Origin of the sequence: Paenibacillus lycopersici (assembly GCF_010119935.1) — a bacterium.
GTDB classification, from domain to species: Bacteria; Bacillota; Bacilli; order Paenibacillales; family Paenibacillaceae; genus Paenibacillus_Z; species Paenibacillus_Z lycopersici.
This window is the reverse complement of the sequence record NZ_CP048209.1, coordinates 3437227-3460856: the sequence shown is the minus strand read 5'-3', so window position 1 is coordinate 3460856 and position 23630 is coordinate 3437227. Positions and strand designations below refer to the sequence as shown.

26 protein-coding genes are annotated in these 23630 nt (G+C 54.0%); 4 read left to right on the top strand and 22 right to left on the bottom strand.

Features of this window, described 5'->3' with window-relative positions:
- Positions 1–217: 217 nt before the first annotated feature.
- From GXP70_RS15410 to GXP70_RS15395, 4 genes are all read right to left on the bottom strand, one after another.
- The gene (locus tag GXP70_RS15410) at positions 218–1645 is read right to left on the bottom strand and encodes a response regulator transcription factor (RefSeq protein WP_162357644.1); all 1428 of its coding nucleotides are present in this window, start codon (positions 1643–1645) and stop codon (positions 218–220) included.
- Positions 1629–3410, bottom strand: coding sequence for a sensor histidine kinase (locus GXP70_RS15405; protein WP_162357643.1), 1782 nt, complete (start codon positions 3408–3410; stop codon positions 1629–1631). The genes GXP70_RS15410 and GXP70_RS15405 overlap by 17 nt, the downstream gene beginning before the upstream one ends.
- A 121-nt stretch (positions 3411–3531) precedes the next feature.
- Entirely contained in the window at positions 3532–4359 is an 828-nt protein-coding gene (locus GXP70_RS15400) for a GNAT family N-acetyltransferase (protein ID WP_162357642.1), read from the bottom strand.
- A gap of 529 nt (positions 4360–4888) precedes the next feature.
- Positions 4889–5095: a hypothetical protein gene (locus GXP70_RS15395; protein WP_162357641.1), complete on the bottom strand. Its 207-nt coding sequence runs from the start codon at positions 5093–5095 to the stop codon at positions 4889–4891.
- 144 nt (positions 5096–5239) lie between these two features.
- On the opposite strand from GXP70_RS15395, the gene GXP70_RS15390 reads away from it, so the two are divergent.
- Positions 5240–5854 (top strand): TetR/AcrR family transcriptional regulator, encoded by a 615-nt coding sequence (locus GXP70_RS15390; RefSeq protein ID WP_162357640.1) that lies wholly within the window; start codon positions 5240–5242, stop codon positions 5852–5854.
- A gap of 67 nt (positions 5855–5921) precedes the next feature.
- Here the strand turns inward: GXP70_RS15390 and GXP70_RS15385 are convergent, their stop codons facing one another.
- The 3 genes from GXP70_RS15385 to GXP70_RS15380 all read right to left on the bottom strand — a co-directional run bounded on the left by GXP70_RS15385 (position 5922) and on the right by GXP70_RS15380 (position 6688).
- On the bottom strand, positions 5922–6194 hold the full coding sequence (locus GXP70_RS15385; protein WP_263864013.1) for a hypothetical protein: 273 nt from the start codon (positions 6192–6194) through the stop codon (positions 5922–5924).
- Positions 6195–6263: 69 nt separating this feature from the next.
- Positions 6264–6389 carry a hypothetical protein gene (locus GXP70_RS30070; protein ID WP_263864011.1) on the bottom strand — a complete coding sequence of 42 codons (126 nt, stop codon included), beginning with the start codon at positions 6387–6389 and terminating at the stop codon, positions 6264–6266.
- On the bottom strand, positions 6386–6688 hold the full coding sequence (locus tag GXP70_RS15380; RefSeq protein ID WP_162357639.1) for a P-loop NTPase family protein: 303 nt from the start codon (positions 6686–6688) through the stop codon (positions 6386–6388). Before GXP70_RS15380 ends, GXP70_RS30070 begins: the two co-directional genes overlap by 4 nt.
- A gap of 190 nt (positions 6689–6878) precedes the next feature.
- Between GXP70_RS15380 and GXP70_RS15375 the strand changes: the two genes are divergently transcribed.
- The 3 genes from GXP70_RS15375 to GXP70_RS15365 are packed head-to-tail and all read left to right on the top strand — an operon-like array spanning position 6879 to position 10342.
- Positions 6879–8177: a spore germination protein gene (locus GXP70_RS15375; RefSeq protein WP_162357638.1), complete on the top strand. Its 1299-nt coding sequence runs from the start codon at positions 6879–6881 to the stop codon at positions 8175–8177.
- Between the two features lie 12 nt (positions 8178–8189).
- Complete coding sequence (locus tag GXP70_RS15370; protein ID WP_162357637.1) at positions 8190–9278, top strand: hypothetical protein; 1089 nt, start codon at positions 8190–8192, stop codon at positions 9276–9278.
- A gap of 2 nt (positions 9279–9280) precedes the next feature.
- A complete protein-coding gene (locus tag GXP70_RS15365; RefSeq protein WP_263864136.1) occupies positions 9281–10342 on the top strand; it encodes a Ger(x)C family spore germination protein in 1062 nt (353 codons plus the stop codon).
- 1 nt (position 10343) lies between these two features.
- On the opposite strand, the gene GXP70_RS15360 is transcribed toward GXP70_RS15365, so the two are convergent.
- From GXP70_RS15360 to GXP70_RS15290, 15 genes are all read right to left on the bottom strand, one after another.
- The gene (locus tag GXP70_RS15360) at positions 10344–10553 is read right to left on the bottom strand and encodes a hypothetical protein (protein WP_162357635.1); all 210 of its coding nucleotides are present in this window, start codon (positions 10551–10553) and stop codon (positions 10344–10346) included.
- Positions 10554–10734: 181 nt separating this feature from the next.
- Positions 10735–11115 carry a Na-translocating system protein MpsC family protein gene (locus GXP70_RS15355; protein WP_162357634.1) on the bottom strand — a complete coding sequence of 127 codons (381 nt, stop codon included), beginning with the start codon at positions 11113–11115 and terminating at the stop codon, positions 10735–10737.
- Complete coding sequence (locus tag GXP70_RS15350) at positions 11108–11539, bottom strand: phosphate-starvation-inducible protein PsiE (RefSeq protein ID WP_162357633.1); 432 nt, start codon at positions 11537–11539, stop codon at positions 11108–11110. The genes GXP70_RS15355 and GXP70_RS15350 overlap by 8 nt, the downstream gene beginning before the upstream one ends.
- Positions 11540–11820: 281 nt before the next feature.
- Positions 11821–13068 (bottom strand): ATP-binding protein, encoded by a 1248-nt coding sequence (locus tag GXP70_RS15345; RefSeq protein ID WP_162357632.1) that lies wholly within the window; start codon positions 13066–13068, stop codon positions 11821–11823.
- A 117-nt stretch (positions 13069–13185) separates the two neighbouring features.
- The gene (locus GXP70_RS15340) at positions 13186–13743 is read right to left on the bottom strand and encodes a hypothetical protein (protein WP_225442431.1); all 558 of its coding nucleotides are present in this window, start codon (positions 13741–13743) and stop codon (positions 13186–13188) included.
- 280 nt (positions 13744–14023) lie between these two features.
- Positions 14024–15373, bottom strand: coding sequence for a DUF4179 domain-containing protein (locus GXP70_RS15335; RefSeq protein ID WP_162357630.1), 1350 nt, complete (start codon positions 15371–15373; stop codon positions 14024–14026).
- Entirely contained in the window at positions 15354–15911 is a 558-nt protein-coding gene (locus GXP70_RS15330; protein ID WP_162357629.1) for a sigma-70 family RNA polymerase sigma factor, read from the bottom strand. The genes GXP70_RS15335 and GXP70_RS15330 overlap by 20 nt, the downstream gene beginning before the upstream one ends.
- Positions 15912–16082: 171 nt before the next feature.
- Entirely contained in the window at positions 16083–16616 is a 534-nt protein-coding gene (locus tag GXP70_RS15325; protein WP_162357628.1) for a phosphotransferase-like protein, read from the bottom strand.
- A gap of 1032 nt (positions 16617–17648) precedes the next feature.
- On the bottom strand, positions 17649–18023 hold the full coding sequence (locus GXP70_RS15320) for a chromosome partitioning protein ParB (RefSeq protein WP_162357627.1): 375 nt from the start codon (positions 18021–18023) through the stop codon (positions 17649–17651).
- Positions 18024–18107: 84 nt separating this feature from the next.
- The gene (locus GXP70_RS15315) at positions 18108–18758 is read right to left on the bottom strand and encodes a hypothetical protein (RefSeq protein ID WP_162357626.1); all 651 of its coding nucleotides are present in this window, start codon (positions 18756–18758) and stop codon (positions 18108–18110) included.
- Positions 18759–18890: 132 nt separating this feature from the next.
- Positions 18891–19448, bottom strand: coding sequence for a DEAD/DEAH box helicase family protein (locus GXP70_RS15310; protein WP_162357625.1), 558 nt, complete (start codon positions 19446–19448; stop codon positions 18891–18893).
- A gap of 179 nt (positions 19449–19627) precedes the next feature.
- Positions 19628–20422, bottom strand: a complete 795-nt coding sequence (locus tag GXP70_RS15305; RefSeq protein ID WP_162357624.1) for a hydroxypyruvate isomerase family protein — start codon at positions 20420–20422, stop codon at positions 19628–19630.
- Between the two features lie 51 nt (positions 20423–20473).
- Complete coding sequence (locus GXP70_RS15300; protein ID WP_162357623.1) at positions 20474–21349, bottom strand: sugar phosphate isomerase/epimerase family protein; 876 nt, start codon at positions 21347–21349, stop codon at positions 20474–20476.
- Between the two features lie 63 nt (positions 21350–21412).
- Positions 21413–22429 (bottom strand): Gfo/Idh/MocA family protein, encoded by a 1017-nt coding sequence (locus tag GXP70_RS15295; RefSeq protein ID WP_162357622.1) that lies wholly within the window; start codon positions 22427–22429, stop codon positions 21413–21415.
- Complete coding sequence (locus tag GXP70_RS15290) at positions 22426–23547, bottom strand: LLM class flavin-dependent oxidoreductase (protein ID WP_162357621.1); 1122 nt, start codon at positions 23545–23547, stop codon at positions 22426–22428. Before GXP70_RS15290 ends, GXP70_RS15295 begins: the two co-directional genes overlap by 4 nt.
- Between the last annotated feature and the right edge of the window lie 83 nt (positions 23548–23630).

Here is a 23630-nt window from a genome sequence, read left to right as displayed (position 1 = left end):
GCGCTTACCATTGGCAAAAGCCAGCCGAACTTGTGCAGGGAATCGATATGTTGACGCTCCGCTCCCGTCTATGGAGTGCAAGCGCGAGCGAGAAGACAACATTATCGCGCGATCGTCCATTTACCGGCGTCCGCGCGAGGCGGAAGACAAAAAGGAGCCATTCCCGCCCGTTACCCGGAGAAAGGCCCCTTGTCCTGCTTGGCTGCGGCAGGCTCGCTCATTCGTTCATCCTGTAGGCTCTGGGTGTCCTGCCGGTCATTTTCTTGAAAATCTTGCTGAAGTAATACGCATCGTGATAGCCGACCTCTTCGCCGACCCGATGCACGGGCATATTGCTGTCCCGCAGCAGCTCGCAAGCCCGCCGGATCCGCAGCTCGGCCAAGTAATCGGTGAAGGACCGGCTGACATGCTTGATGAACAGCTGCCCGATGTAATTGCGGTTCATGTAGAATTCGTCCGCCAGCATCTGCAGCGTCAGGTTCCGCCGGTAGTTGTCATTCACGTAACGCAGCACCGCGAGGAACGCGTCGCTGCGAATCTGACCCAGACCCTGTATGTACATGCCGCCAAGATAGGCCGTCGTCATCCGCTGCAAATCCCGCATCAGCTCGCCGAGATTCTCGTAGCGCTCGATCAGGCGCTCGTAATCAATGAGCAGATAGCCTTCCAGCTGCTCCGTATCCGTCCGCTGCGCCTGAATAATTGCGGTCAGCACGGTGTTATAGAGGAAGAACGCGTGCTTAATCTGGTACGCCCCCGAACGGAACCAGGCGGCATAGTCGTCGTACAGCTTCGTCAGCTCGGACATGTCCTGCTTGCGCAGCGCCTCCGACAGCTGCCTGAACGCGGCGAAGCCCGTCTGCTCGCCCGCTTGGTACACCGTCGGCTCGCCGGCGATGAAATACTGGTACGCCGCCATCTCCGCTTCCTCGATCGCCGCCTTAACCGCTTCGGCGAGATGCACCGTCCGGCTGAGGCCGATGCCCGCGAATCGCCCTGCGTAGCGGCGCAGATGCTCCTGCAGCGGTGCATGAGGGTCCTCTTGGGCGATGTAGAGGCTCCGGCCGCCGCGTCCGATCAGCTTGACGTGCCGGTAAGGCGTCAGCGGCTCCGGCCCCTCGAGATCCACGGTCGCCGCCACGCGCATGCCCCGGTCGGGATCGATGCCCGCTTGCGCGAGCAGCAGCTCGAACCGCTCGAGTCCGGCCGGCGAGTCTTCCAACAGACATTCGAGCATGGACGGCACGCCCTTCTCCGCCCGTTCGTCGAGCATGTCCTTCGTCTTCTTGAGCAGCGGCGCGAGTTCCTCTTCCTCGACGGGCTTAAGGCAATAGCCGATCGCGCCCAAGTTCAGGCATTTTTGCACATACGAGAACTCGGCAAAGCCGCTGACCACGATGAACAGCAGGTCCGGCTGCAGCTCCCGGCATTGCTTAATGAGCTCGAGCCCGCTGATGACCGGCATGCGAATGTCGACGAACACCACGTCCGGGCGGAGCTCCCGGATCCGCTCGCGCGCCGTCGGGCTGTGCGTCTCCGTGCCGACGATTTCGAATCCGAACCGCGCCCAATCTACGGCGCTGCGCAGATTGGCCACGACCCACTGCTCGTCGTCCACGAGCATCGCCTTATACATGCGAATCATCGCCTTCCTTCCGTATGGGGATGCGGAGCGTCACTTCGGTTCCCGCCTTAGGCCGGCTTTCGATCGCGATGCCGTAATCGCTTCCATAGAGAAATTGCAGCCGATGCTGCACGTTCGACAACCCGATCCCCCGAGTGCCGTCCGATTCCGTATCGCGCCCGCCGGCCGTTAGCTGCTCCCGGACGGCCGCGAGCCGCCCCTCGTCCATGCCGACGCCGTCGTCGCAGACGCGCAAGACCAGGACGGGGCCGTTCTCTCCGCCTTCCGCCGCCGCCGTCAGCGTCAGCATACCCGGCTCGTACTGCGGCTCGAGTCCGTGGTAGACGGCGTTCTCGACGATCGGCTGCAGGATCATCTTCGGCACCGGAATCGCGAACAGCGCGTCCGGCACGGCGCAGGCGAACCGGAACCGGTGGGAGAAGCGGATGGTCTGAATGTTCATGAACGCTTCGACGATGCGGAGCTCGTTCCCGAGCGGCACGATATCCTGCCCCTTGATGCTGTAGCGGAAGATCCGCGACAGCGACCGCGTCATGTCCCGAATCTCCGGAACCTCGCGCGCCGCGGCGATGCCGCTGATCGCGTCGAGCGTGTTGTACAGGAAATGCGGATTGACCTGGCTCTTCAAAAAATCGAATTCCGCCTGCTTCCTCCCGATCTCCGTCCGGTACAGCTGCTCGTTCGACGCCACCAGCTGCTTCGTCAAATGCTGTACGCTCGACAGCATCTGGTTGTACCGGTTGCCGATGACGGCCGCCTCGGCGGAGCCCCGCAGCTTGATCCGCTTGTTCAGGTCGCCGCTGTCGCTGATGCGCAGGTACTGATACAGCTTGCGCATCGGGAAGATCATGTTGTTCAGAATGAGCAGGAACGGGACGGCCAGCAGCAGAATACCCGCGGCAAGCGCCAGCAGCGACTGCCGCTGCAGCTTGCGGATGTCCCGGAAGAAGACGTCATCGGGGATGACCCGGACGATCCGCCCGCCGATCTGCGGCAGCTCGTCCACCTGAATATGCGTCAGCTCGCCGTTCAGCCGGACCACGCCGCTGCTGCCCGACATCGACGGCACCTCGAACGGCTTGCCGATCATCCCGCGGTCGTTGCTCATGAAGATGCGGCCCGTCCGGTCGAGCAGGTAGAGGTCCGTGCCCGGCTGCAGCGATTTCAGGTCGTATCCGCCGGTTAGCGTCGACGCGTCGATGATCAGGATGATCCGCCCGATGACGTTCGTGTATTCGCGTTTCAAGTCGCTGGAGAAAATATTCGTGCCGACCGCGAAGCAGTAGCTCGAGGACCCGACGGAGCTCTTGCATTCCTGCACCTTCGAGAAGTAGGAATCCGCCTTCTCCGGCATGAAGTCGCCGAACTCGCTGGCCGACGAGCCCTGCAGCGAGAACCAGTCGCCGTTCTTGCCGACGACGACGAAGTCCGAGATGCCCGGCTTCACGGTCGAAAGATTGAGGAACAGATTCTTGATCGTGGGATAGCGCTTCACCTTGGACAGCATGTCCTTGTCCAGCAGGTAGTCCTGGATCAATTGATTGTAAGCGATATTGTAGGTCAGCCATTTGACGACGTCGTAGTTGGACAGAATCGTCTGCTCCGTCTGCCCGAAAATTTCGTTCGTGTACACTTCGTTGTTCTTAGCGATGAACGACGCGCTGCGGTTGTAATTGAACAGCAGGATCGCGACGAACACGACCATCGTCAGCAGCGCGATGATGTACATCTGCTCGCGGATAGGCAGCTTGCGCAGCAAGTTCATAAGGCGAGGTTCCCCCGGCTTCGGTTATGACATCCATCGGCGTAATGTTAGGGCTATTACTTCTCTCTGAACAGGATAAATCCCTCTTCATAGGCAGACCGCAATATCGCGGTGCATCCGATTATGAGAAACGGGGCTGATAGCTATAGTAATCCTGCGCATGCACCGCCTTGAATCCAACGGATTCATATAACCGCAGCGCATGATCGTTTTTCGTTTCGACTTCTAAGTGTACGGAGTATCCGGCCGAGCGCTGCTCGTTAATGACTCGGCGCAACGCTTGTCTGCCTATTCCCTTGCCCTGGTATTCCGGCAACACGGCAAATCCATAAATCCATGCTTGCCCCTCTTCGCGGCTCACTCTGATCTTCCCTACCGTTCCTTCGTCCGCATCAATCATGAAGACTACCGTGTTCTCCCCCAGGTCCCTGCTTTCCAAGACTCTGGCGTCTTCTTCGTCCACGCCGAACGCCGTAACGGATAATCGTACGCGCATTGCGTAATCTTCTAACGCTGCTTGCCTGAGGAGAATTGCGCCCGACTCTTCAAGAGGCATCCCTTCCCATTCCATTTGATGCTCCGAGAAGGCATACGCAGCACCTGCCTGGCTCAAAAAAGCTTTCGCCGTATCGGATCCCGCAGGCGCGTTCAACAAGATTTTCTTGTATCCGTTCCGATACGCCTTCTCCATGGCTTGTCTGAACAATTGCTGGAAATGCCCCTTCCGCCGTTCGCTCGGATGCACCATGCCGCAAACTTCCACTGTGGAGCCGAAGGGGTACAGCCCCATAAACGCGATAAGAACGTCTTTTTCGTAATGAAAAAAATCCAATGGATCGGACCCGCGGTCCCTAAGCATGTCCCAGTTAAGTTTCAGTTGTACATGATCATGCGTTTCGCACGCTTGCTGCAGCTGTTCAATAGCTTCCAATTGTCGTGGGGTTAACATGAACTCTCCTTTGACTGTCCGCATTATAAACGCGATTCTAACGTTTATTCTATCAGGGAATTTCTTATTTTAGAATGACGGGCTTAAGGACAACGCAAATAAGGCTTCCCATACGTCATCGTTAGATGATTATGGAAAGCCCTTTCTTAAGGAGAGGGTTCTTCACCCTATGCGCAAGCTGTTGATAGGATGTTGTTCTAGCCCCTTCCTACGGCGGACAGCGTTACACTAGGGCAGCCTGCATCGTCAGATGATTACCTCCTCCTCCATGAACGGACATAGGCAGGCGGCAGGCGGACAGAGGATCCGCTATGTGATCGATATCGGCGTTTTGGAGGCAGCGATCGGACATAGGATGCGCTATTGGCTCCGGCATGCAGCATAAACCCGGCTTTCGGCACAAATAGCGAATTTCCTGTCCGGCAGCGAGCGAAAAATCGGTGCATACGAGCAAATAAAGGATCTCATGTCCGTTGAACGACAAGTATGAGGGCCATCCTGTACAGGACAGCCCCTTCTGACACGAAGCTTAATCTCTGCCGGTCAACAGTCGTCTTCCGAGCTGCAGCCGCGCTTCCAGCTCGATTCTGTTTTTGCAATCCTCGCAGCAATGCAGGGCGTTGATATTTCTCTTCATACGATCGTAAGCTTGCGTTCCCTCCATGACATAAAACATTCTTCTGCAACTATAGCAGGTAGAATGAAAACAAAAAAATCCATCGATCTGCTCTTGCATTGCATCCCCTCCCGGCAATCCCGACAAAGTCCAGTACTCTTGACGTGATGACTGTGACGCGATATAACGGAGTAAATTCTAAATCACACACTGTATTGATTATATTAATACAGTGTGTTATTTAAAACAAGGGGGCATTTGCCGTTGCCGAAAGTCGTAGACCACGAACAAAAAAGAAAACTGATCGCCGAATCAGCATGGAATATTATTGAAGAAAAAGGGATCGAGCATGCATCGATCCGTGCCGTTGCAGCCGCGGCAGGGTTGTCGCCCGGCGCATTGCGGCATTATTTTTCGACACAGGACGAGCTGTTGCTATTTATCGTGGATTATTATTTGACAAGAGGAGCTGCCCGAGCAGAAGAACGCCTGGAACTAAGCCCCGTTCCAATGAAGGCTGCGAAGGAAATTCTGTTGCTGCTGCTCCCTCTGGATGCGGATAAACGAACAGCCGCCGGCGTCTGGTGGATCTTCGCCATCCGCTCGCTCACGAGTGCGGCATTACGAACGAAGAAAGACGAGCTCACGGACGGACTCCACGGCCTGACTAAAGCCGTACTCGAAATTCTAGCCGAGGCGAAGCTTCTCCCCTCTTCGGCGGACATCCAACTCGAAACATTACGATTGGCGGCGATTGTCGAAGGCTTGACGATCCTCGCATTGCTCCGCCCGGAATTTTACACGCCGGGGACCGTTGAGCGAATCGTCGTCCGCCATCTTCAGGAGCTATGCCCTATGCCCGCAAGCTGCGATAGGTGAGCATCTATGGATATTTAATTCGTTTAATGTTTAATTCCATTAAACAATATCTCCATAGATGTCTATTTCAATAGCAGGTAGATACCAACAACGCTCGCGTATATTCCGACTGCGGGTTCGTAAATACCGTATTCGCGCTTCCGTACTCTTGAATCGAACCGTTCCTCATGACCGCGACCCGGTCTGCGAAGCCAGGGACGGTCTCAATCCAGTGCGTGATATACAGAATGGATATTCCTACGGAACGTCTCCGTTCCCATAGCAGCCGCATGATTTCCGCTTCGTTGTCCGGATCCAGCGCCGACGTGACCTCATCGGCCACAAGCAGGGCCGGCGCCACCGCCAGCGCCTTGGCGATAGCGATTCTCTGCTTCTGTCCGCCCGAGCATTCCGATGGGAACCGCTCTAATCATTCGGCGGACAACCGATCCCTCGCGAGCATCGCAGCCGCTTGTTCGTTGGCCGATTTCTTGCTCAACCCGCTCAGCCGCAGCGGCTCCGCGATGATTTTCTTCAGGTGCCAATACGGATTCATCGACCGAAGACGAGCTGCATGGCCTGGCCGCCTGATCTTGTTCGGTCTATCCGGCTGCGACGATCCGAATCGACGACGCGCACCGGATCTGGATCGATAAATACGGCATCCGCCCATTGCTGCATCAAGCCCGCTCCTTCGTTTCCATAGCTCGCATAACCGTTAATCAGCACGGTTCCTTCTACCGCATCATCCGGTATGAGTCCGTAGACGGCTCGCGCCAGCGTGATTTTGCCGGAGCCCGATGCTTCCTTGCTCCACTTCGAACGAGATCGGATGCACGATTGTTGTATCGCCATATGTCACTTCATCATTGATAATGAATATCAATATCACTTAATGGTAAAACAATGACCATATTTTGTCCGAATGACGACCGAATGACGGTAAATGCCACGTTTTCGAAAGTCCCGGCTAATCAATTTCTGAAGTCCCAAGCGGATAATTAACCAACAAATGGATAAAATAACGTTCCAGGAGGCGAGGATCGTGGATTTTCAGGCATTGAAGCACAACAGCGATTTTGTTAAACGCGATCTGGAGAACGCCAATCTGAATGTATCTCTTCAGTACTTCAAAACGCTGTGCGACGAGAAGAAGCTATCGCGCGATTTAATTGCCCCCTTCTACAGCGCGACAATGCTTGCGGATTACGACCTTTATCTGAAGTCGTTGGATCAATGGTCGGAAGAAGCACGCGAAGCAGACGCCATACCAAAGTTATTGGCAGGCGCGGTTGCCGTCTCGATCGGAGAACGAGTATACACCGTGAACATGAGCAGCTTCGCTACCCGGTCCGTGAGCCAGTCCACGGAAGAGAACGTTCAGCAGGGACCGAGCGATTCTCTGAGCGAGAAACCCGATATTTCGCTTAATATGATCCGCAATCATTACCGTCTATCCACGCTGCGCGTTGAAGAACTGCAGCTTGCGGTGGATTCGAAAACCAGATCGGTCCTTGTGTACGACGAGAAGCTGGTGGACCCGCAAGCCCTTCAATATCTACGAACGAAGCTCAGCGCATTGCGTAATGAAGTCATCCAATCCGCGGGACAATTGCAGCGGCTTCTAACCAGTCGCAGAGGCAACCCGTTTCCATTGTTTCTGGCGACGGAGCGTACGGACCGGGTCGTCAGGAACTTGTTCGACGGGCGGATCGTGCTGCTCATCGAGGGTTCATCCTGGAGCTTGATCGGCCCTGCTTCCTTCTTCGATTTCTTTAAATCGATGGATGATATTGCGCAATTGTCTATCGTGGGCGAGTTTCTCGTAGGCACTCGTTTCTTAGCGCTGCTGATTACGTTGTTTCTGCCAGGATTATATGTCGCTATTATTTCCTTTTCACCGGATATTATTAACGTTCAATTAGCTCTGCTCATCGCGGGCAGCCGCGTTTCGGTCGCTCTTCCGCCGTACTTGGAAATTCTATTCATGATGCTGATGGTCGAATTCTTGATCGAAGCGAGCATACGTCTTCCGAAGACCATCAGCTCGACAGCTACGACGGTAGGCGGACTAATCCTCGGGGAAACCGCCGTCCAAGCCGGGTTGGTTTCGACCGTCATGATTATCGTGACCTCATCCGTTGCCATATCGAACTTCGTTATTCCCGTCAATGCAATGCATCAGGCCATTCGCATCACCCGTTATCCGATCATCATCATGGGCGCGCTGTTCGGCATGCTCGGAATCGTCGTCGCTTCCATCGGGCTCGTGTCCTTCCTGTGCGGCCTTCGAAGCTTGGGCACGACGCCCTATATGGTCTTGTTAAAACGACCCATGAAGTAGGTGCATAGATTGTTGGTTAATCGGTATTTCTTCTACATCATCATGCTCAATTCATTAATGGGATTAAGCAGTTTGATCACCACGATCCTCTACCGCCATCAGTTGACCGGAAGCTTCACGAGCCTATTGACCGCAGGAGCCGCAGGCTTGCTTATTTTTGCTATCTTATACAGTCAAATCAATAAATTCCCCGGCCAGCCGATATTCCGCACTTTGAAGAACGCTGTTCCAGGCTGGTTGTTAATCCCCTTCCTGGTCATACAATGCGCGCTCTCTTGGGGGTGCGGGTTATTTTTTCTCATCGAGATTACGCAATCGGCCAAGATCTTCTTAATATCCGGCCATTCTTCGATCATGATCCTGTGTCTCTTCCTTGCATGCATTCTGCCGGTCGCGGGTCTCGATTCGAAGTCCCTTCTGTTCATCTTCGAGTTCATCGTCATCCTGTCGCTTCCGGTGCTCATATTGCTGGCATGGCGTACCGCTACCGATGACCTGATCCAGGTCGATTCCATGATCGAGGTCATCATGACCATCGGCTCGCGACCCGACCTTACCTCGATTACCGCGGCGGCGAGTATGTTCACTTGCATTACCCCGTTACTTGTCTTCCACGAGCATTTGCGTTATGTACCCAAATGGCTGCGATTCGCGGGACTTGCCGCAGGGTTTGCCGTCCAACTGTTCACGTTCCTCGTCCCCGTGGGCTATTTCGGCCGCTACGGCGTAGAGAACTTGAAGATCGCCTGGCTGGCCGTAGGCGACAGCATGAGGTTTGAGAATATACTGATCGGGCGGATGGTTCATATCTTCTATTTGTTCTACGTCGAAACTACGCTCGCGTTCGTTATCTTGTGCTGGCATTGCTCCTTGCAATTCATCAATCAAGCGGACCTGCGCTCAGGAGGGAAATTTCGATGGCTCGTACTTTCGTTGTTCGGTGTTGCGGCGATTTGCACCAATTCTTTCGCAAGCGAGCTCGCGGTGCCCTTTACGATGTTCATCAACACCCGATTCTGGGGAGAGATCGTATTCGTCCTCCTCGTCCTCTGGGCCGTGCGAGCAAGACAACGCCATTCGTCATTAGCGTCTCGCTCTTGATCATGCTGATCGTTACGCTTAGCGGATGCGCGCTGGCCATTGATAGACGGGCATTCGTCAGCGTCATCGGGATCGACCAATCGGACCAGCCCGGGAAACGCTATAAAGTCACCTTGAAAATCTCGCTGTTCAAAGGGGATCCGAAACAGACGGGAACCGACTTCGTCTTGTTGTCGGCGGATGCCGGCACGATCTCGGAAGCCCTGTATAAAGCGAGAGCCCAGACCGACAAGAAGCTGTTCTTCGGCCATACGAAAGTCATTCTATTCGGGGAGGCGCTCGCCCGCAAAGAAATTCGCCCCTTGCTAGACTTCTTCGTCAAGAATCGGGAATTCCAGAAGAATGCATACTTGGCCGTCGCCGAACCGAACGCGTACAACGTATTGCTGCATCGGCCCCAGCAGGAGCCCGTGGCCGGCTTCTTCCTCTACTCGATCTTCTACCTGAACGAATACGAGTCATCCAATGTCGGAACATTGACGTTATTCGATGCCTACCGAAGGGAAATCGACCCCGCGCTTAATCTCGCGATGCCAATCGTCGAGCGTCAGCAAGAACGCATTCGCGTGGAACGTACGGCGCTCTTCAACAAATCGAGTATTCAGCTTAAGTTAAGTTCTGCGGAGTCTCGATTGATCGCGCTATTAACCACCGGGGTTCAAGACTCCGAATGGATCATGCATATGGATCAAGGATCGTATGCGTTGAAAATCGTAAAGGGCAAGGCCAGTTATTCGATAACGGAATCGGCTCCCGCTATCACCGCGCGGCTCCAGATTCGAATGACCGTTCGCGTGGAAGAACAATCGAATATCCTGATGAAGGCAGCCGATGCGAATATGCAGAAGATTGAACAGCAAATGAAGCGAACGGTGCAAGCGGACACTGAACGGCTGTTGCTTCGGATTCGAGATAACAAGCTCGATCCGATCGGTTTCGGCCTCAGGTACAGATCCCGTCATGCCTATAACGCCGCCAATTTCAATAAGGACCAATTTCTGTCGCGCCTTGTCTTCAAGGTGAGCCCCGTACAGGTAAAGCGAGAAATCGTGAAGATCGAATAAGTCAGCGTTTCTTGCTAAGCGTAAAGGATTCCGGAGCCGCTCCCCATTCCATGTACGTGCATGGCCCCCTGCTGCATAATTTAATCGTAATCGCCGGTATTGCCCGATCCGGCAGCTCCGGCTTAAGCACGATTTCTATCGGACCTTGTTTGATTTCGATGTATCCGATCTGTTCAATGACGCCAACCCCGCACTGTGGACAATTGCTCATGTTGTTCGTTCCTTCCTCTCATTCATTCGTGTTCGGTCTTATTCGCATTACGGCTGGATTCGCATAAATGGGCAGGATAAGATCCGGCTTACCGAAGGTAAACCGTTAAATACTACAAAGGCAGGCATGCCCTGATCGAATCTGTCTTGATCGAATCCGTCCTGTTCGAATCATGTATACTTCATTGCTCCCTGGCAGGCTTATTCGACGCATCCTCGATCGTCTTGTCGAATACATACACCGTCATCGCAATATCTTCCTCGATGTTAATGTCGGTGAATATGCGCACGATTCGGGCTTGGACAAGCTCTTCGAACTTACGCAGCACCTCGGGATTCTGATAGATCTTCTTCACCAATTTCGTACGGGATTCATGCACCATCCGCTTGCCTTCTTCGGAGCTGATCATGAACTTCTCGATATAGGTCAGATTGCCTTTCATTTCACTGATGGCCCATGAACCGGCGAAACGGGTCGTTATCTCTTTCGGCCCGTTTCCAACATATTCTTTGCGGATCTCGCGCACCAGCTGGCTGAATTCATGTCCGAGGTTTCTAGTCATTCGCTTCTCCCTCCTTGCCGGCACGCAGTAATCCCGGAGCTAGCAGCACATAGCTGATCACAAGCACAAGAATCGACAGCGATAAGTATAAGTTATCCGATGTATTGTCGTGGTTCACGATGATGAACCGGATCGAGCCCGTGATGCCGATGTACAGGAGGTACCGCAATGGGAAATGATCATTTTCGCAGAAATACTTCACGATCATCGAAATAAACACGAAGTACAAGAAGAACGCCAGAACGTTTTCCAATACGCTGTGAACGTTATTGTTTCCAAGGAACACCTCTTTTATGATGGTGCAAAGCTCGCAAACGAGGTAATAGCACAGGATCAACGCTAGAATGACAAGCGATGCATTGAGCAGCAATTGAAAAGCCCTGACAATCCAGGTTTTCCCCTTCAATTCTAGTAATCCGAACATCTCGTCTAGATTCCCCCTTTTGAATATAAAAAAACCACCAAAAAAACATTCTGCGTACTTTCGTACGCAAATTGCTTTTTCGGTGGGTTAATAACAAGGCATTGGACAATACCCGTAATCCTTCCCGCCTTCGAGAACGAAGAAAACCAGTGATCAAGAAGCAATTTATCATTACGACATGAACATTGGTTTTTTCTATTTCAGTATACCACAAGGGATCAAATCAATGTCAAGATAGGTCAGAGATCTTTCGTTGGCAAATGCAGATCACCCGTCGCTCGTCACTCGACGGGAAATGAAATCTCAACCAAACTCCCCTTATTAATTTCGCTTTCGACATGTATGGCGCCGTTCATGGCCCGGATGATGCTGAAGGCGACCATCGTACCGAGACCCGTGCCTTTTTCTTTAAGCGAATAGTACGGCGTACCGAGCCTATGGATTTGTTGCTTCGTCATGCCGCAGCCCGTATCCTGAATCCGGATCACGACCGCTTTGCGTATCCGTTGAACCGTTACGTCTACGCTCCCGTTCGCTGAAGCTTCAATGCTATTTTTGATCAAGTTGATCAGACTGCGGCGGAGCAGTTCGCTGTCGCCGGGAACCGTTTGATCGGTATAAGAGGCAGCCGTTAACGTGACTAGTTCCGTGTCTGCATAGGGTGTCAGCATGCGGACAACATGCCGAAGCTCTGCCGACAAGTCCAGGAGGGTCATCGTCGTAATACGGGGCTGCGCGAAGGTAAGATAATCAGAAATGGTATTGATCGCCGAACTCAGTTCAAGGATCGCCGTATTCGCCAATAATTCGCGCTTCCCGGCAGGCAGCTCCTTCTCTTTGAACACTTGCAGCAGCCCGTTCACGGCCGTTAACGGATTTCGGATTTCATGCGCGACGCTAGCCGCAACCTGACTAATCGCCTTCATCTTCTCGATCTCTTTCATTTCTTCCAGCATGCTGAAATGGCTGCGTATTAATTCAACGTAGTAGACCGATAGGCAAATGCCGACAAATTGAATAAGGCCGAATAGAATCAGATGACAGGCTAAGCTGAAGCTGATGTCGTTCAGCGACAGCAAGATCGCTTTCAATAGGACCTGGCTTAGGAATGTAGACATAAAGAGGGCGATGAATAGTTTCTTGCGGCTGTTCAAGCGTATTTTGGTCATGATGAACGCGAGACTCAAGAACACAATCGCAGCTACCAGCAGACCGATATAGATGCCGGAGCCCCCGATCGTGAATCGGAACGCGAATAGAATGACAAGCAGCGTCGCTCCTACCAGCCGGCCAAAATATAACGTGCCCAGCACGAGCGGGATAAGGCGAAAATCGATCAAATAGTTGCCATCGTATTCGTACGGATAGGACATGCATAATACGATGGTCGTGCTTAAAAATAAGAACGATACAAGCTTGGACATCTTGCCGGTACTTGCGCCGTACTTCGTCCATATCGCGAAATAAATAATCGATGGAACGCATATAAACATAAAATTCCCCATGATGCCTTGTAGGGATTGCGCCAAAATATCTCCACCTTGACATGTAGTGGTTACCGTTGCGAGACATTTTTCAGAGGTCGTGAAGTGAAATGAGTGGTGGCTTAGCCGTCTGTACAAATCATTCGTATGAGAATGGGAATATTAGGCTGTCTTCCGGGCACGGGCAAGCAGCCTGCGGCCCATAAGCCAAATCGCTGCGCCGGTTGCCCATAAGATCAGCGCCGAGCCAAAACCGACGGACACCCACCATATCACAATCCGATGCTGCCCCCATGTCCCTCTCGCAGGCATCGTCAGCAACGTAATCCCGGCAAGGACGCACATAAGCGTACCAGCCCAATAATGAATCCGGATCCGGAAGAGATGCGCCAGCGGAAAGAAATGCGCGCCGACAATAAAGGCCATGACGGGGAATAAAACATCCATATGATCGGTGGCGCCGCATAATCCGCTTGCGATGCCGATCATCGCGCCCTCAAGTCCGAAAATCATCCCGAACCGCTTCATCGTCCGTTTCATGTAACGGCTATCCGTATCCGTCATCGTACTCGAAACCGCTCTGGACGCCTTAATCAATTGAACCCCGCCGCTGATAAACAGGCTTCCGATCAACAATGACGGGATCAACAGCCAATAGAGACCCAGACCTTGCAGGCCGCCGATGCCGATTGATGCCCACAACGTACCGAAAAAACCCATGAAAAGCACGCCTGTGGCTGCCCCTGTAATAGCGGCTCTGGGAATATGGTCATGCGCCATGCACGATGTCCTCCTTAAGTGATCGAATGTTGCCTATACACCAAAGATACCATCATGCAGGATTGCAAATTAGTTGTAGCTATCATGAAAACGGGATGACAAATGTCACCTTTCGGGCCAATTTCGTCCAACCTTCCTCGTGATATCAGACCCCGTGTCAGGAGGAGGATATCGGGCCGCCGATCGGTTGCGATCGGCGGCCCCGCTTGGCCTGCCGCTTCTACTTCAGTTTCACCTGGAACGGCTGTTCGATCCAGGACGGATAGTCCGTGATTCGAAACGTCAACGGATTCGTGTACGGTTGGTCGAGCATGGCGTCGAACGTCGTAACGATCCCGTCGGTCCCGTTCGTGCTTGAGGTCCGATAGCCGCCGATCTGAAACTCGCGGCCTGCCGCGTCATGAAACGTCCCGTCGACGATCGAAAAGGAATAATGGTCTCGGTCCGTATCGGTCTTCACGCCCAGCCGCACCGAAACCCGGCCCGCTCCGGATTTCTCGGCGGAAATCAGGCTCACCTGGTCGTCGGGCGCTTGCACGATGCGTTGGTTCGCCAGATCCAGCTTCAACTCCAGCTTCGATTTGTCCAGCGCCATAATACGGGCGCCTTCCAGCGTCAGATGCTTGGGCTTCGAGAAGAAGGCGCTCTCGAACCGCAGCGTCACCTTGTTCGGCGAGACTGACGTCGACCCGTAGCTGCGGAGCTCCTCGCCGGCATCCGTCACGATCCGGAGATCGCCCAGCCAGAAGATCTTCATGGCGTTCGCTTCGTCGAATTCCGCGTCGACCTCGATGCTCGTCGGATGCACGACCGCCCGCGTGAACCGGATCCGCTGTCCCTGCACGACGATGGTTTGCTCGAGCGGAATCGTCTCCGACAGGCCGTCGAATCGCGCTTTATCGATCGGGAAGGTTGCGTTCCACGTCATGTCCTGCGAATAGGCCGTCAGTCCGATGCTAAGCTTGATGCGCTCCGGCATCTCCGTCCCGGCCGCCAGGCTGATGTCCATGCGCTCTTGAAATTCGGAACGCAGATCGCCGTTAGATCCCGAACTTCCGGAAGAGTAGGAAGCCTGCAGCGGCTTCCCCGTATCCGCGTCATAGGCGCGCGGCCGGTCATAAGGAAGATGATCCATCTTCTCGGACAGCTTCACGGTATAGAAGACGTTCAGCCGCGTATCGTCCGCGATGATTCCGGTGACGGTGAAGGTCACGCCGTCATGGCTGTCGCCGGCGTTGACCGGCTGCACGAAATCGTTCCGCACGGCGCCCTCTAGCCCTTTGTCTCCGGCGACCAGCGAGACGAGGCCCGACATGCCGGGCAGCTCCGCTACGGCCGCGGCGAAGGCCGGGGAGACCCGCAGCAGACCGAACAGCAGCACGAGCAGCAGGGCAGCGGACGTCGCCGTCGCGGTCCGCCTCGCGCGCCTGCGCCCGGTTCGTCCCGCGCGCGCCATGCCGCGCAGCACAGCTTCGTCCAAGGCGGCCGGCAGCGGTGCAGCGTCCCACGACGTCTGCTCAGCCTTCAACTCCGCTTCGACACGATGCCGTTCATGCTCTGGCAAAATCATGGCTTCCCTCCTCCCCCAGCTCACTTCGCAGCCTCACGAGCGCTTTGTGCAGCCGAGTCTTAACGGTGCCCTCCGGGCATTCCAGTACGGCCGCGATCTCCGTCAAGGTGAGCTGCTGATAATATTTCAGGATAATAATGTCCTTCTGCTCCCGCGGCAGCCCGTCGACGAGCCGGCGCAAGCTGACCCGCGTATCGCTGTCGTCCGCGAACGAGCCTGTCGCTCCCTCCGTCTCCCGGCCTTCGGCCGGCTCGCGGCGCTTCCGCTTGCGGAACTCGTCGGCGCAGACGTTGAGCACGATCCGCACCGCCCATGTATGGAAGTACGCCGGATCCTTCAGCTTGCGGAAACTCTTGTACGCGCGGTAGGTCGCCTCCTGCACGGCTTCCACGGCATCGGCCTCGCGATGAAGGTAGGCCAGCGCGATCCGGAACAGCCGTTCCTTGCTCGCCCCCATCAGCCGCAGGAACGCGTCGTCCATGCCGGATGCGGCCGCTGTTATCTGCTCGATCGTATCCAGTATCTTAACCTCCCGCATGACCTTGATGAGTATTAGACGCCGGGAAGGGAGAAACGGTTTTCCGTCGCATAAAAACCTGCCTACAGTATTCTCCTCGATGTCGGTAGCGGTAAATTCTCGGGCTATCAGGACCATCCTTTGGAGGTGGCCCTTCTTCTCTCACTTTGTTCAATTATTGTCCCTATTGCTTCATGTGCTTATGTTGCTCGTACCGCCAAACAAACTTTCCAGAATGGCATCGGCGCATTCTTCTGAAGAATGTAAATGCGTATTAACAGTGCAGCTATACTGTATATCCTTGGCCATTATTTTATTTTGCCATTCTGATTGATCTTCGGTTCTATCTCCGCGTTCAATATTCCTTTGGCGACAAACTTCCAAAGGACAATATACCTCAACCATATAGAATGGATACCCGGCAAATATGTCCTTCACTTGTTCATAATGCGGTTTTAACTCGGGTCTTTCTACCAAAATGCCATCGATAAGCACATTCTTCCCATGATCAGAAAATAGTTTTGCCGTATGATACATCATAACTATCGCATCACTTAAATATTTCCAGTAGTTTTCACGAAGATAATGATCCCCAATCGTATTTTCAAAAAGATCGTTGGCAACAACATAAAAAAATTCATTTGATCTTAACTGAATAGCATCAACTATAGAAGTTTTTCCAGCGCTAGTTACACCGTTCAAAAAAACGATCTTACCCTTCTCCATCTCAGTATTCCTCTCTTGTTCTTGGTCGCCAAAAAAATCAATTCTGCGTCGATGACCTCAAGATCCACCGGATATTCGCAGCTTGCACGGAAGTCCCCTAGAAAGCGTACATCAATTCATTGTATACAAACACAAGCCACTCCTTTTGTGGAGAAACAATCTCCGGCAACTGATCGAGCGGAGACCAGAACAATTTGAACGTATGATTATCCGCTTCCTGCCCCCATTCATTTTGGTCACAATCAGAACGAAGATGGTAAAAATGTCTCGAAATCGTAGAAGCGATATTCGAGTCTTCTACCCAGCCAGTGATTTGATAAGTGATGTAATTGGGATCGCGTGGATTTCACGGGAAATGCTGCCGCGGAGCGCTGAAATCCTGGACTTCGCGGCTTTTCATGACCGTCCGCGGCGGATAAAGCTGCCCGAATGACAACTTTATCGACACTTTTGCCGGTCTGCAGCGGATAAAGCTGCCCGAATGACAACTTTATCGACACTTTTGCCGGTCTGCAGCGGATAAAGCTGCTCGAATGACAACTTTATCGACACTTTTGCCAGTCTGCGGCGGGTAAAGTTGCCCGAATGGCAGCTTTATCGACACTTTTGCCGGTCTGCGGCGGGTAAAGTTGCCCGAATGGCAGCTTTCCAGTTTTAGCCACGACTTTTTGCTATTCTGCAGCAGGAGTGTGAGGTTTTTTGCAAGTCTACTGCTGAAAATCCTTCCCGGGGGAAGGATTTAATGGAAAATCCTTCCGCGGAGCGCTGAAATCCTGCCCACGGGAAAGAATTCGCCTAATTTCCCGGTGCTGAGCACCGAAATCCTGCCCTTGGGAAGAATTCACGGTCTGCGGCAGGAATGTTGCCCAAAAAGCAACCTTTCGACTTTTTCGCTATTCCGAGGCAGGTAAGCGTGCGGAATCCTCACGTGCTTCAACCGTGCCAGCAGGAAATTGAATGCCTGCATGCGGATGCTGAATCACAAGAAGCTCCTTTAGAGTGAAGAAAAACAAACACTTTGAAAATTATGCTTCATTGAATGACATCCGCCGTTGGCAATGTAATATAGACGGCATCCATTTCGCTTTTCCCATCGATTAATGCTTTCGCAATGCGATGTCCGCCATCAATTAATTGTCCATCCGAGCATAATAAGATGGGGTACTCCATGTTTGCGTCGATAATCCGCTGGCAATGAAACGCAACATTGCGTATCGTTGGAATCGATCTACTCCTGCTGTCTTTAAACCAACAATCCTGATCAAGCTCCGTGATGGAATCAATCGTAATTTTGCGAACGGGTACGTTCTTCGATAAGGCCCACAGCTTCTCGACGTCCCAGATATGCCGCTTTCCATCAATGATCCTACCGTGCGTATGCTTCATTCGTGAAAGCAAATCTTCCACAACAGTCACCTCGTTGTTCATAGTAAGGAAAATCATGTTCTAACATAATACCAGTTATTCGCCATATATGCCGCTGCTTGCCCGCTACGGATTCCCTATCAATGTCCTTGCCTTGTACAATAGCCAGGTTTTTAACAATGACTCGTTATCCTTATGCATGGCAATTCGATGCCGAAACCAAAAGTCATCCAGCGAGACATGTATCTTGCCGATTGGGATAATCGGTTCGCGACTGATCAGCTCGTCAAACTGGAGCTTCCCTTGACCCGAGGCTGTAAATTGATCTCTAGGAAGGAGGTATACCGCACCTTCGGTCCACGGCTCGTTCTTCATTGTCGATTCATTGATCGAGAAGAAGTAATATTTCTTCTTCCGCCCAATTATACAGCCATTCCTGAAGCTCCCAACTAATCGGCTCCGATTGAATATAGCAAAAAACATGGACCAGATCGGGTCCGAGGATGCGAATACGGCTTTCGTTAATTCTCCGTTATACAAGGTTTGTTCGCGAGGCGCAAAGCGTTCGATATGCTGATTATTCGAGCCATGAAAAACGTATTTCCCCTTCAAGGACAAATACATGAGAAATCGGGCCTTATGAAAGGGTAACTGATAGTGAATCAACCGCCCCTCATGAATGGTCGAAGCCAATTGATCGTATTGAGCAATCTCATGATCGGAGAACGCCATCTTCGGAGACGGATATAACAAAATCGATAGAAGAAACGAAACCATCCGGTTGATTCCTCCTTTCCGTAAGCATAAGTATTTGCACCGGCCGTTCCTTTCGCGATCCATCGCCGACTGAACACAAACGGCAGCCGGTTTGTTACGAACCTGCTGCCGTGTATTCATTTCGCTATCGGATTATAAGGCGAATCTGTTCTTGATGATTTCGGCAACCTCTTGAGCGTTTAGCTGCGAGTTATTAATTCTGATATAGTTTTCTTTCTGAATTTCTCCCTCTAATGAATTCAATCGATGCTGCTCCATCGTCTGTCTCAGATTCTGTTCGGAGCGTGCTATATCTCTTTTTGTCGGTTTATGCGCAAGCCTATGAGGCGTTTTGTTTCGCTCGATTCGCTCTTCGAGTTCGGCTTCAAGCTCAACAAAATAGCTTTCTCCGCCCTGATCCTCAAAGATCTTGATAATTCTCTCGACGTAATCCCAATCGTTCGGTAAATCGAAACCCCACACATACGTAAATATCATTCCGTACATATCACTGCTAGCGGCTGCTTCAAATATGTCCCGACGGAATGTATCCACTAATTCCCACATTTTAGGACTGAAGCCAAAATAGGGAGCCAACAACTCGATTGTCATATGGTTGTGGAACAGCTTTAATTCCGTTATCCGTTCCAATTCATGTCCAACCGTCATTTTGCCTACAGCCTGGGGACCGAATATCAAGACAAACTTCACGAGATCACCCTCATTGGTAAGTATTAATTCGAATAGTACCATCAATTGACAGACGGGATCGTTCCTTTCTTAGCCCCCTGTAATCCCATATAGCTTGGCACCCAAGCAAGTTTTCCCTAAATTATACCACAAAAGAACGCCCTCAAGCAGGAATGCTAGAGGGCGTTCGTTAATTCTCTTCAGCGCAGATAGGCGGGATATGCCGCCTTCACACTGCGATAAGCCTCCTCGGCGGAGCGCTCGGGGCTGTATTCCAACCCGATAAAGCCATCGTACCCGGTCTCCGCAATGGCTTCCAGCACGGGCGGCAGATTCACTTCGCCGCCTAACGGCTCGTGGCGGCCGGGAACCTTGGCGACGTGATAGTAGCCGATTAGATCGTGGTGCTTCCGGATCGTTTCGATCAAGCTGCCTTCCATGATCTGCATATGATAGATATCGTACAAGAGCTTAACGTTCCGGCTCCCTACCTGCTCGACGATCCGCATCGCTTCCGCCGACGAGTCGCAATAGATGCCCGGATGGTCCGCCTTGCTGTTGAGCGGCTCCAGTACGACGGTTACCCCGGCTTCTTCCACGATCGGAACGATCGCGCGCAAGGACTCGACGGCTTCCTTCCGATGCCGCTCGATGCTCCAGCCCGGCTGGAGATTGCCCGGCACGAAGATCAGGCGCGGACAAGCCGTCCGTTGCGCGTAATCGACGGCTGTCCGGACATCGCGGGCCAGCCATTCCCGATCCTCCGGACGGGTTAGCAGCGGCCGGCCGCCTCCGGTCTGGAAGCCGGTCGTGCCTCCCATGCACGACACCTGCAGCGGCCGAGCCTTCCGCAAGTCCTGCACCTCTTGCCATTCATGCTGGCGCCACACGAACTCGCAGCCGGCGAAGCCGCTGTCCGCTGCCGCATGCCAGCGATCGGCGAACGATACCTCTTTGCCGAAATTCATTTCCAAGTGCGCCGCAAAACGCAACACAAGCATCAACTCCGCGATCACATGATATGGTGGAAATCGTTCGGCGAACGATTAGATATACTGTTCCAGATACCGCTTCGCGAGCAGCAGCCCTCGCTCTACTTTGTCCTCCGACCCGGACCAGACCGGATCTTCGTGCTCGATGCTGAGCACGCCTGCATAACCGATTTCGTGCAGAGCCGTTATATAGCCGTTCCAGTCGACGTCCCCTTGACCGGGCAGGCGATGGCGCCACCAGCGGTTCGTCAGCATGCCTTCATGCCGCAAGACATCCGGCAGCACCTCCGTATCCTTCGCCTGCGCCGCAAAAATCCGGTCCTTGAAGTCCCGTACCGCTTGGCCTGCATCGATCCCCTGCCACCCGAGATGGGAAGGATCGATATTGAGCCCGAGCGCCGGAGACGGCACCCGTTCGAACAGCGCCGTCCACATGAACGGAGAAACGGCGATATTGTGCGCCGGCGGCCAATGGTCGAGCATCGGGCAGTTCTCGAAGGCCAGCTTCACGCCGAGCCGTTCGGCCGTATCCGCGATCGGGCGGAATACTTCCCCGAACAGGTCCAGATTCGCTTCCAACGTCTTCGAAGGATCCCGTCCGGTGAACGTGGAGACGACTTCGATGCCGAGATTGCGCGCCGCTCTCAGCAGCGTTGCGATCGTGTCCGCCGCCTCCGCCCGCTCGGCCGGATTCGGCGAAAGGAACGGAATGGCGCCGTACATGATGCCGATCAGCGGAATGCCGGAGGCTTCCTGAAGCTTCAAGAGCTCCCCCGCGCCCTTGCCTTCGGCGAGCTCCCGCCAATTCAAGAAGCGGTACCGTTGCCCTCCGTGGAGCTCGATGCCCCGGAATCCGTGCCGACTCGCCCAGGCGAACGTGCGCGCCGGATCCCACTCGGGAAAACAAGCGTGATAAAAACCGATTTCCATAGCAGTGCTCCTTATAGCTCTATGGCTGTTCTATGAAAGTTCTATGCCAGTTCTATGACTGTTCTATGCCAGTTCAATGATGCGTCCGGTCTCGATCGATTCCAGGACGGCAAACGACATCGCCAGCATTTCCTTCCCCTGGTCGAAGCCAACCGGCGCAGGGCGGCCCTCCGCAATGGCATCCGCGAACAGCTTCAGCTCCGTCCGGAAGAGATCCTCCTGCTTCAGCACGATGCGCTCTTGCCCGTCGCCGACGAACAAGTCGATCAGAATGTCGCCGCCGAATTGGTTAAAGGAGCCTTCCGCCCCGCCCAGCGGCCCGATGATGCGATCGGGTCTCCCGCGCAGCCGGGTATGCTTGGCCAGCCCCCAGGAAACCGTCATCGTCCCGATATCGCCGGAATCGTATTCGACGGTGACGACGCCCGTATCGATCGCCAATTCGTCGAAATGGGCGATTTCCGGCCGGTCCTTGGCCAGGATGCCGCCGCTTGCGAACAACCGCTTCGGTTTGGATTGAAACACCGTATTCCACATGTAGAAATAATGGCAGCAGGCATCCACGAACGGCCCTTTATTGCCGTTCTTGTCATGCATGGCGATCTTCGGCCGCACTTCCTGCAGCAGATCGGAGCTGAATACGAGCGGATGTCCGAATCTGCCTTCCTCCGCCCAGCGCTTCGCGGCCGATACGCCTTCGGCGAAGTTGCGCTGGAACCCGATGCCGAATCGGACTCCCGCCCGTTCCACCGCTTCTTCCATCCGCCGCGCGTCCTCGAACGAGCTGGCGAGCGGCTTCTCGCAAAAGACGTGTTTTCCTCTCGCCGCGGCATCGATGGTGATCGGGGCATGAAACCGCAGCGGCAGGCAGACGGAGACGATGTCCACGGAATCGTCTTCGAGCGCTTCGCGGTGATCCGCATACACGTTCGGCACGTTATATCGTTCAGCCAGCTCCTGCGCTCGGGGCAGATCCACGTCCGTTACGGAAACGACATGATGTCCCGCCGCGATCCAGCCCCTCACGTGGTTGCCGCCCATGTCTCCCGTCCCGATCACGGCGATATTGTATCTTGTCATCGCTTAACGCCTCCTTGTGCCTGCAGCCGTTGCTTGACCAGCGGCAGCACCGCTTCTCCCGACCGGCGCGCTTCTTCCAGATGCGGGTAGCCGGACAGAATGAAGGTGCTGATCCCGATCTCGACGAATTCCAGAATCCGCTCTGCCGCTTGCTCGGGCGTGCCGACGATCGCCACGGCGCCGCCTCCCCGGATGGCCGACAAGCCGGACCATAGATTAGGGCCGATCACGTAATCCTGGTCCTTGGATTGCTGCCACAAGTCCATCTGCCGCTTCTGATTCGTGGCATCCGTTCTGGCGTGCAGCTTCTCGGAAGACGATTTCAACGCCGGGTCGGCTTTGCTGATGATATCCCGGGCCGCCTCCCACGCCTCCTCCTCCGTGTCGCGAACGACGATTTGCGCCCGCAAGCCGTAGCGCAGCGTGCGCTTGATCCCCTTCGTCCGGCGAAGCTCCTCCAGCTGTCCTTCCATCTCCGCGATCTGCCCTTGAATCCACGGCAGCGGCTCCGCCCACATGAGATAGACATCCGCCAGCTCCGCGGCAACCTTCTTGCCGGCCGCGGAGCTCCCGCCGAAATACAACGGCGGATAAGGCTGCTGGAGCGGCATCGGACGGCTGAGGCCGCCTTCGATTTCGTAATAGTCGCCTTTGTAATCAAAGCCGCCGCGTTCCTTGTCGTTCCATACGCCCTTGACGATCTCCATGAACTCCCGCGTGCGGTCGTACCGCTCGTCATGGCTGATATGAAGGAGGTCCCCGGTTGCTTTCAAATCATCCGGATAGTGGCCGGTTACGACATTGATCATCGCCCTGCCGCCCGTTATCCGGTCTAGGGTAGCGCCCATTCGCGCCGCGAGGATCGGAGCCATCAGACCGGGCCGCATCGCCACGAGCGGCTTGAACGATTTCGTCCGCGAAGCAATGTAGGTGCCCACGATCCAAGCATCCAGGCAGTCTCCGCCAGCCGGGATCAGCGCGAATTCATATCCGGCCTTCTCCGCTTCCTGCGCAACGCTCGCCATGTATTCCGGCGTCGACTCCCGTTCCGGCCGCACGCCGATATGCGGGCCGTCCCCTGTCGTAGGAATGAACCAGCCAAACTCGATTTCTGCCATGCGATCACATCCTTCTCAATACCCGATTAGTTTAATGGGATTTATTTGCAATTTGAATATATCAGTTCTCGAATAGGCGGTAA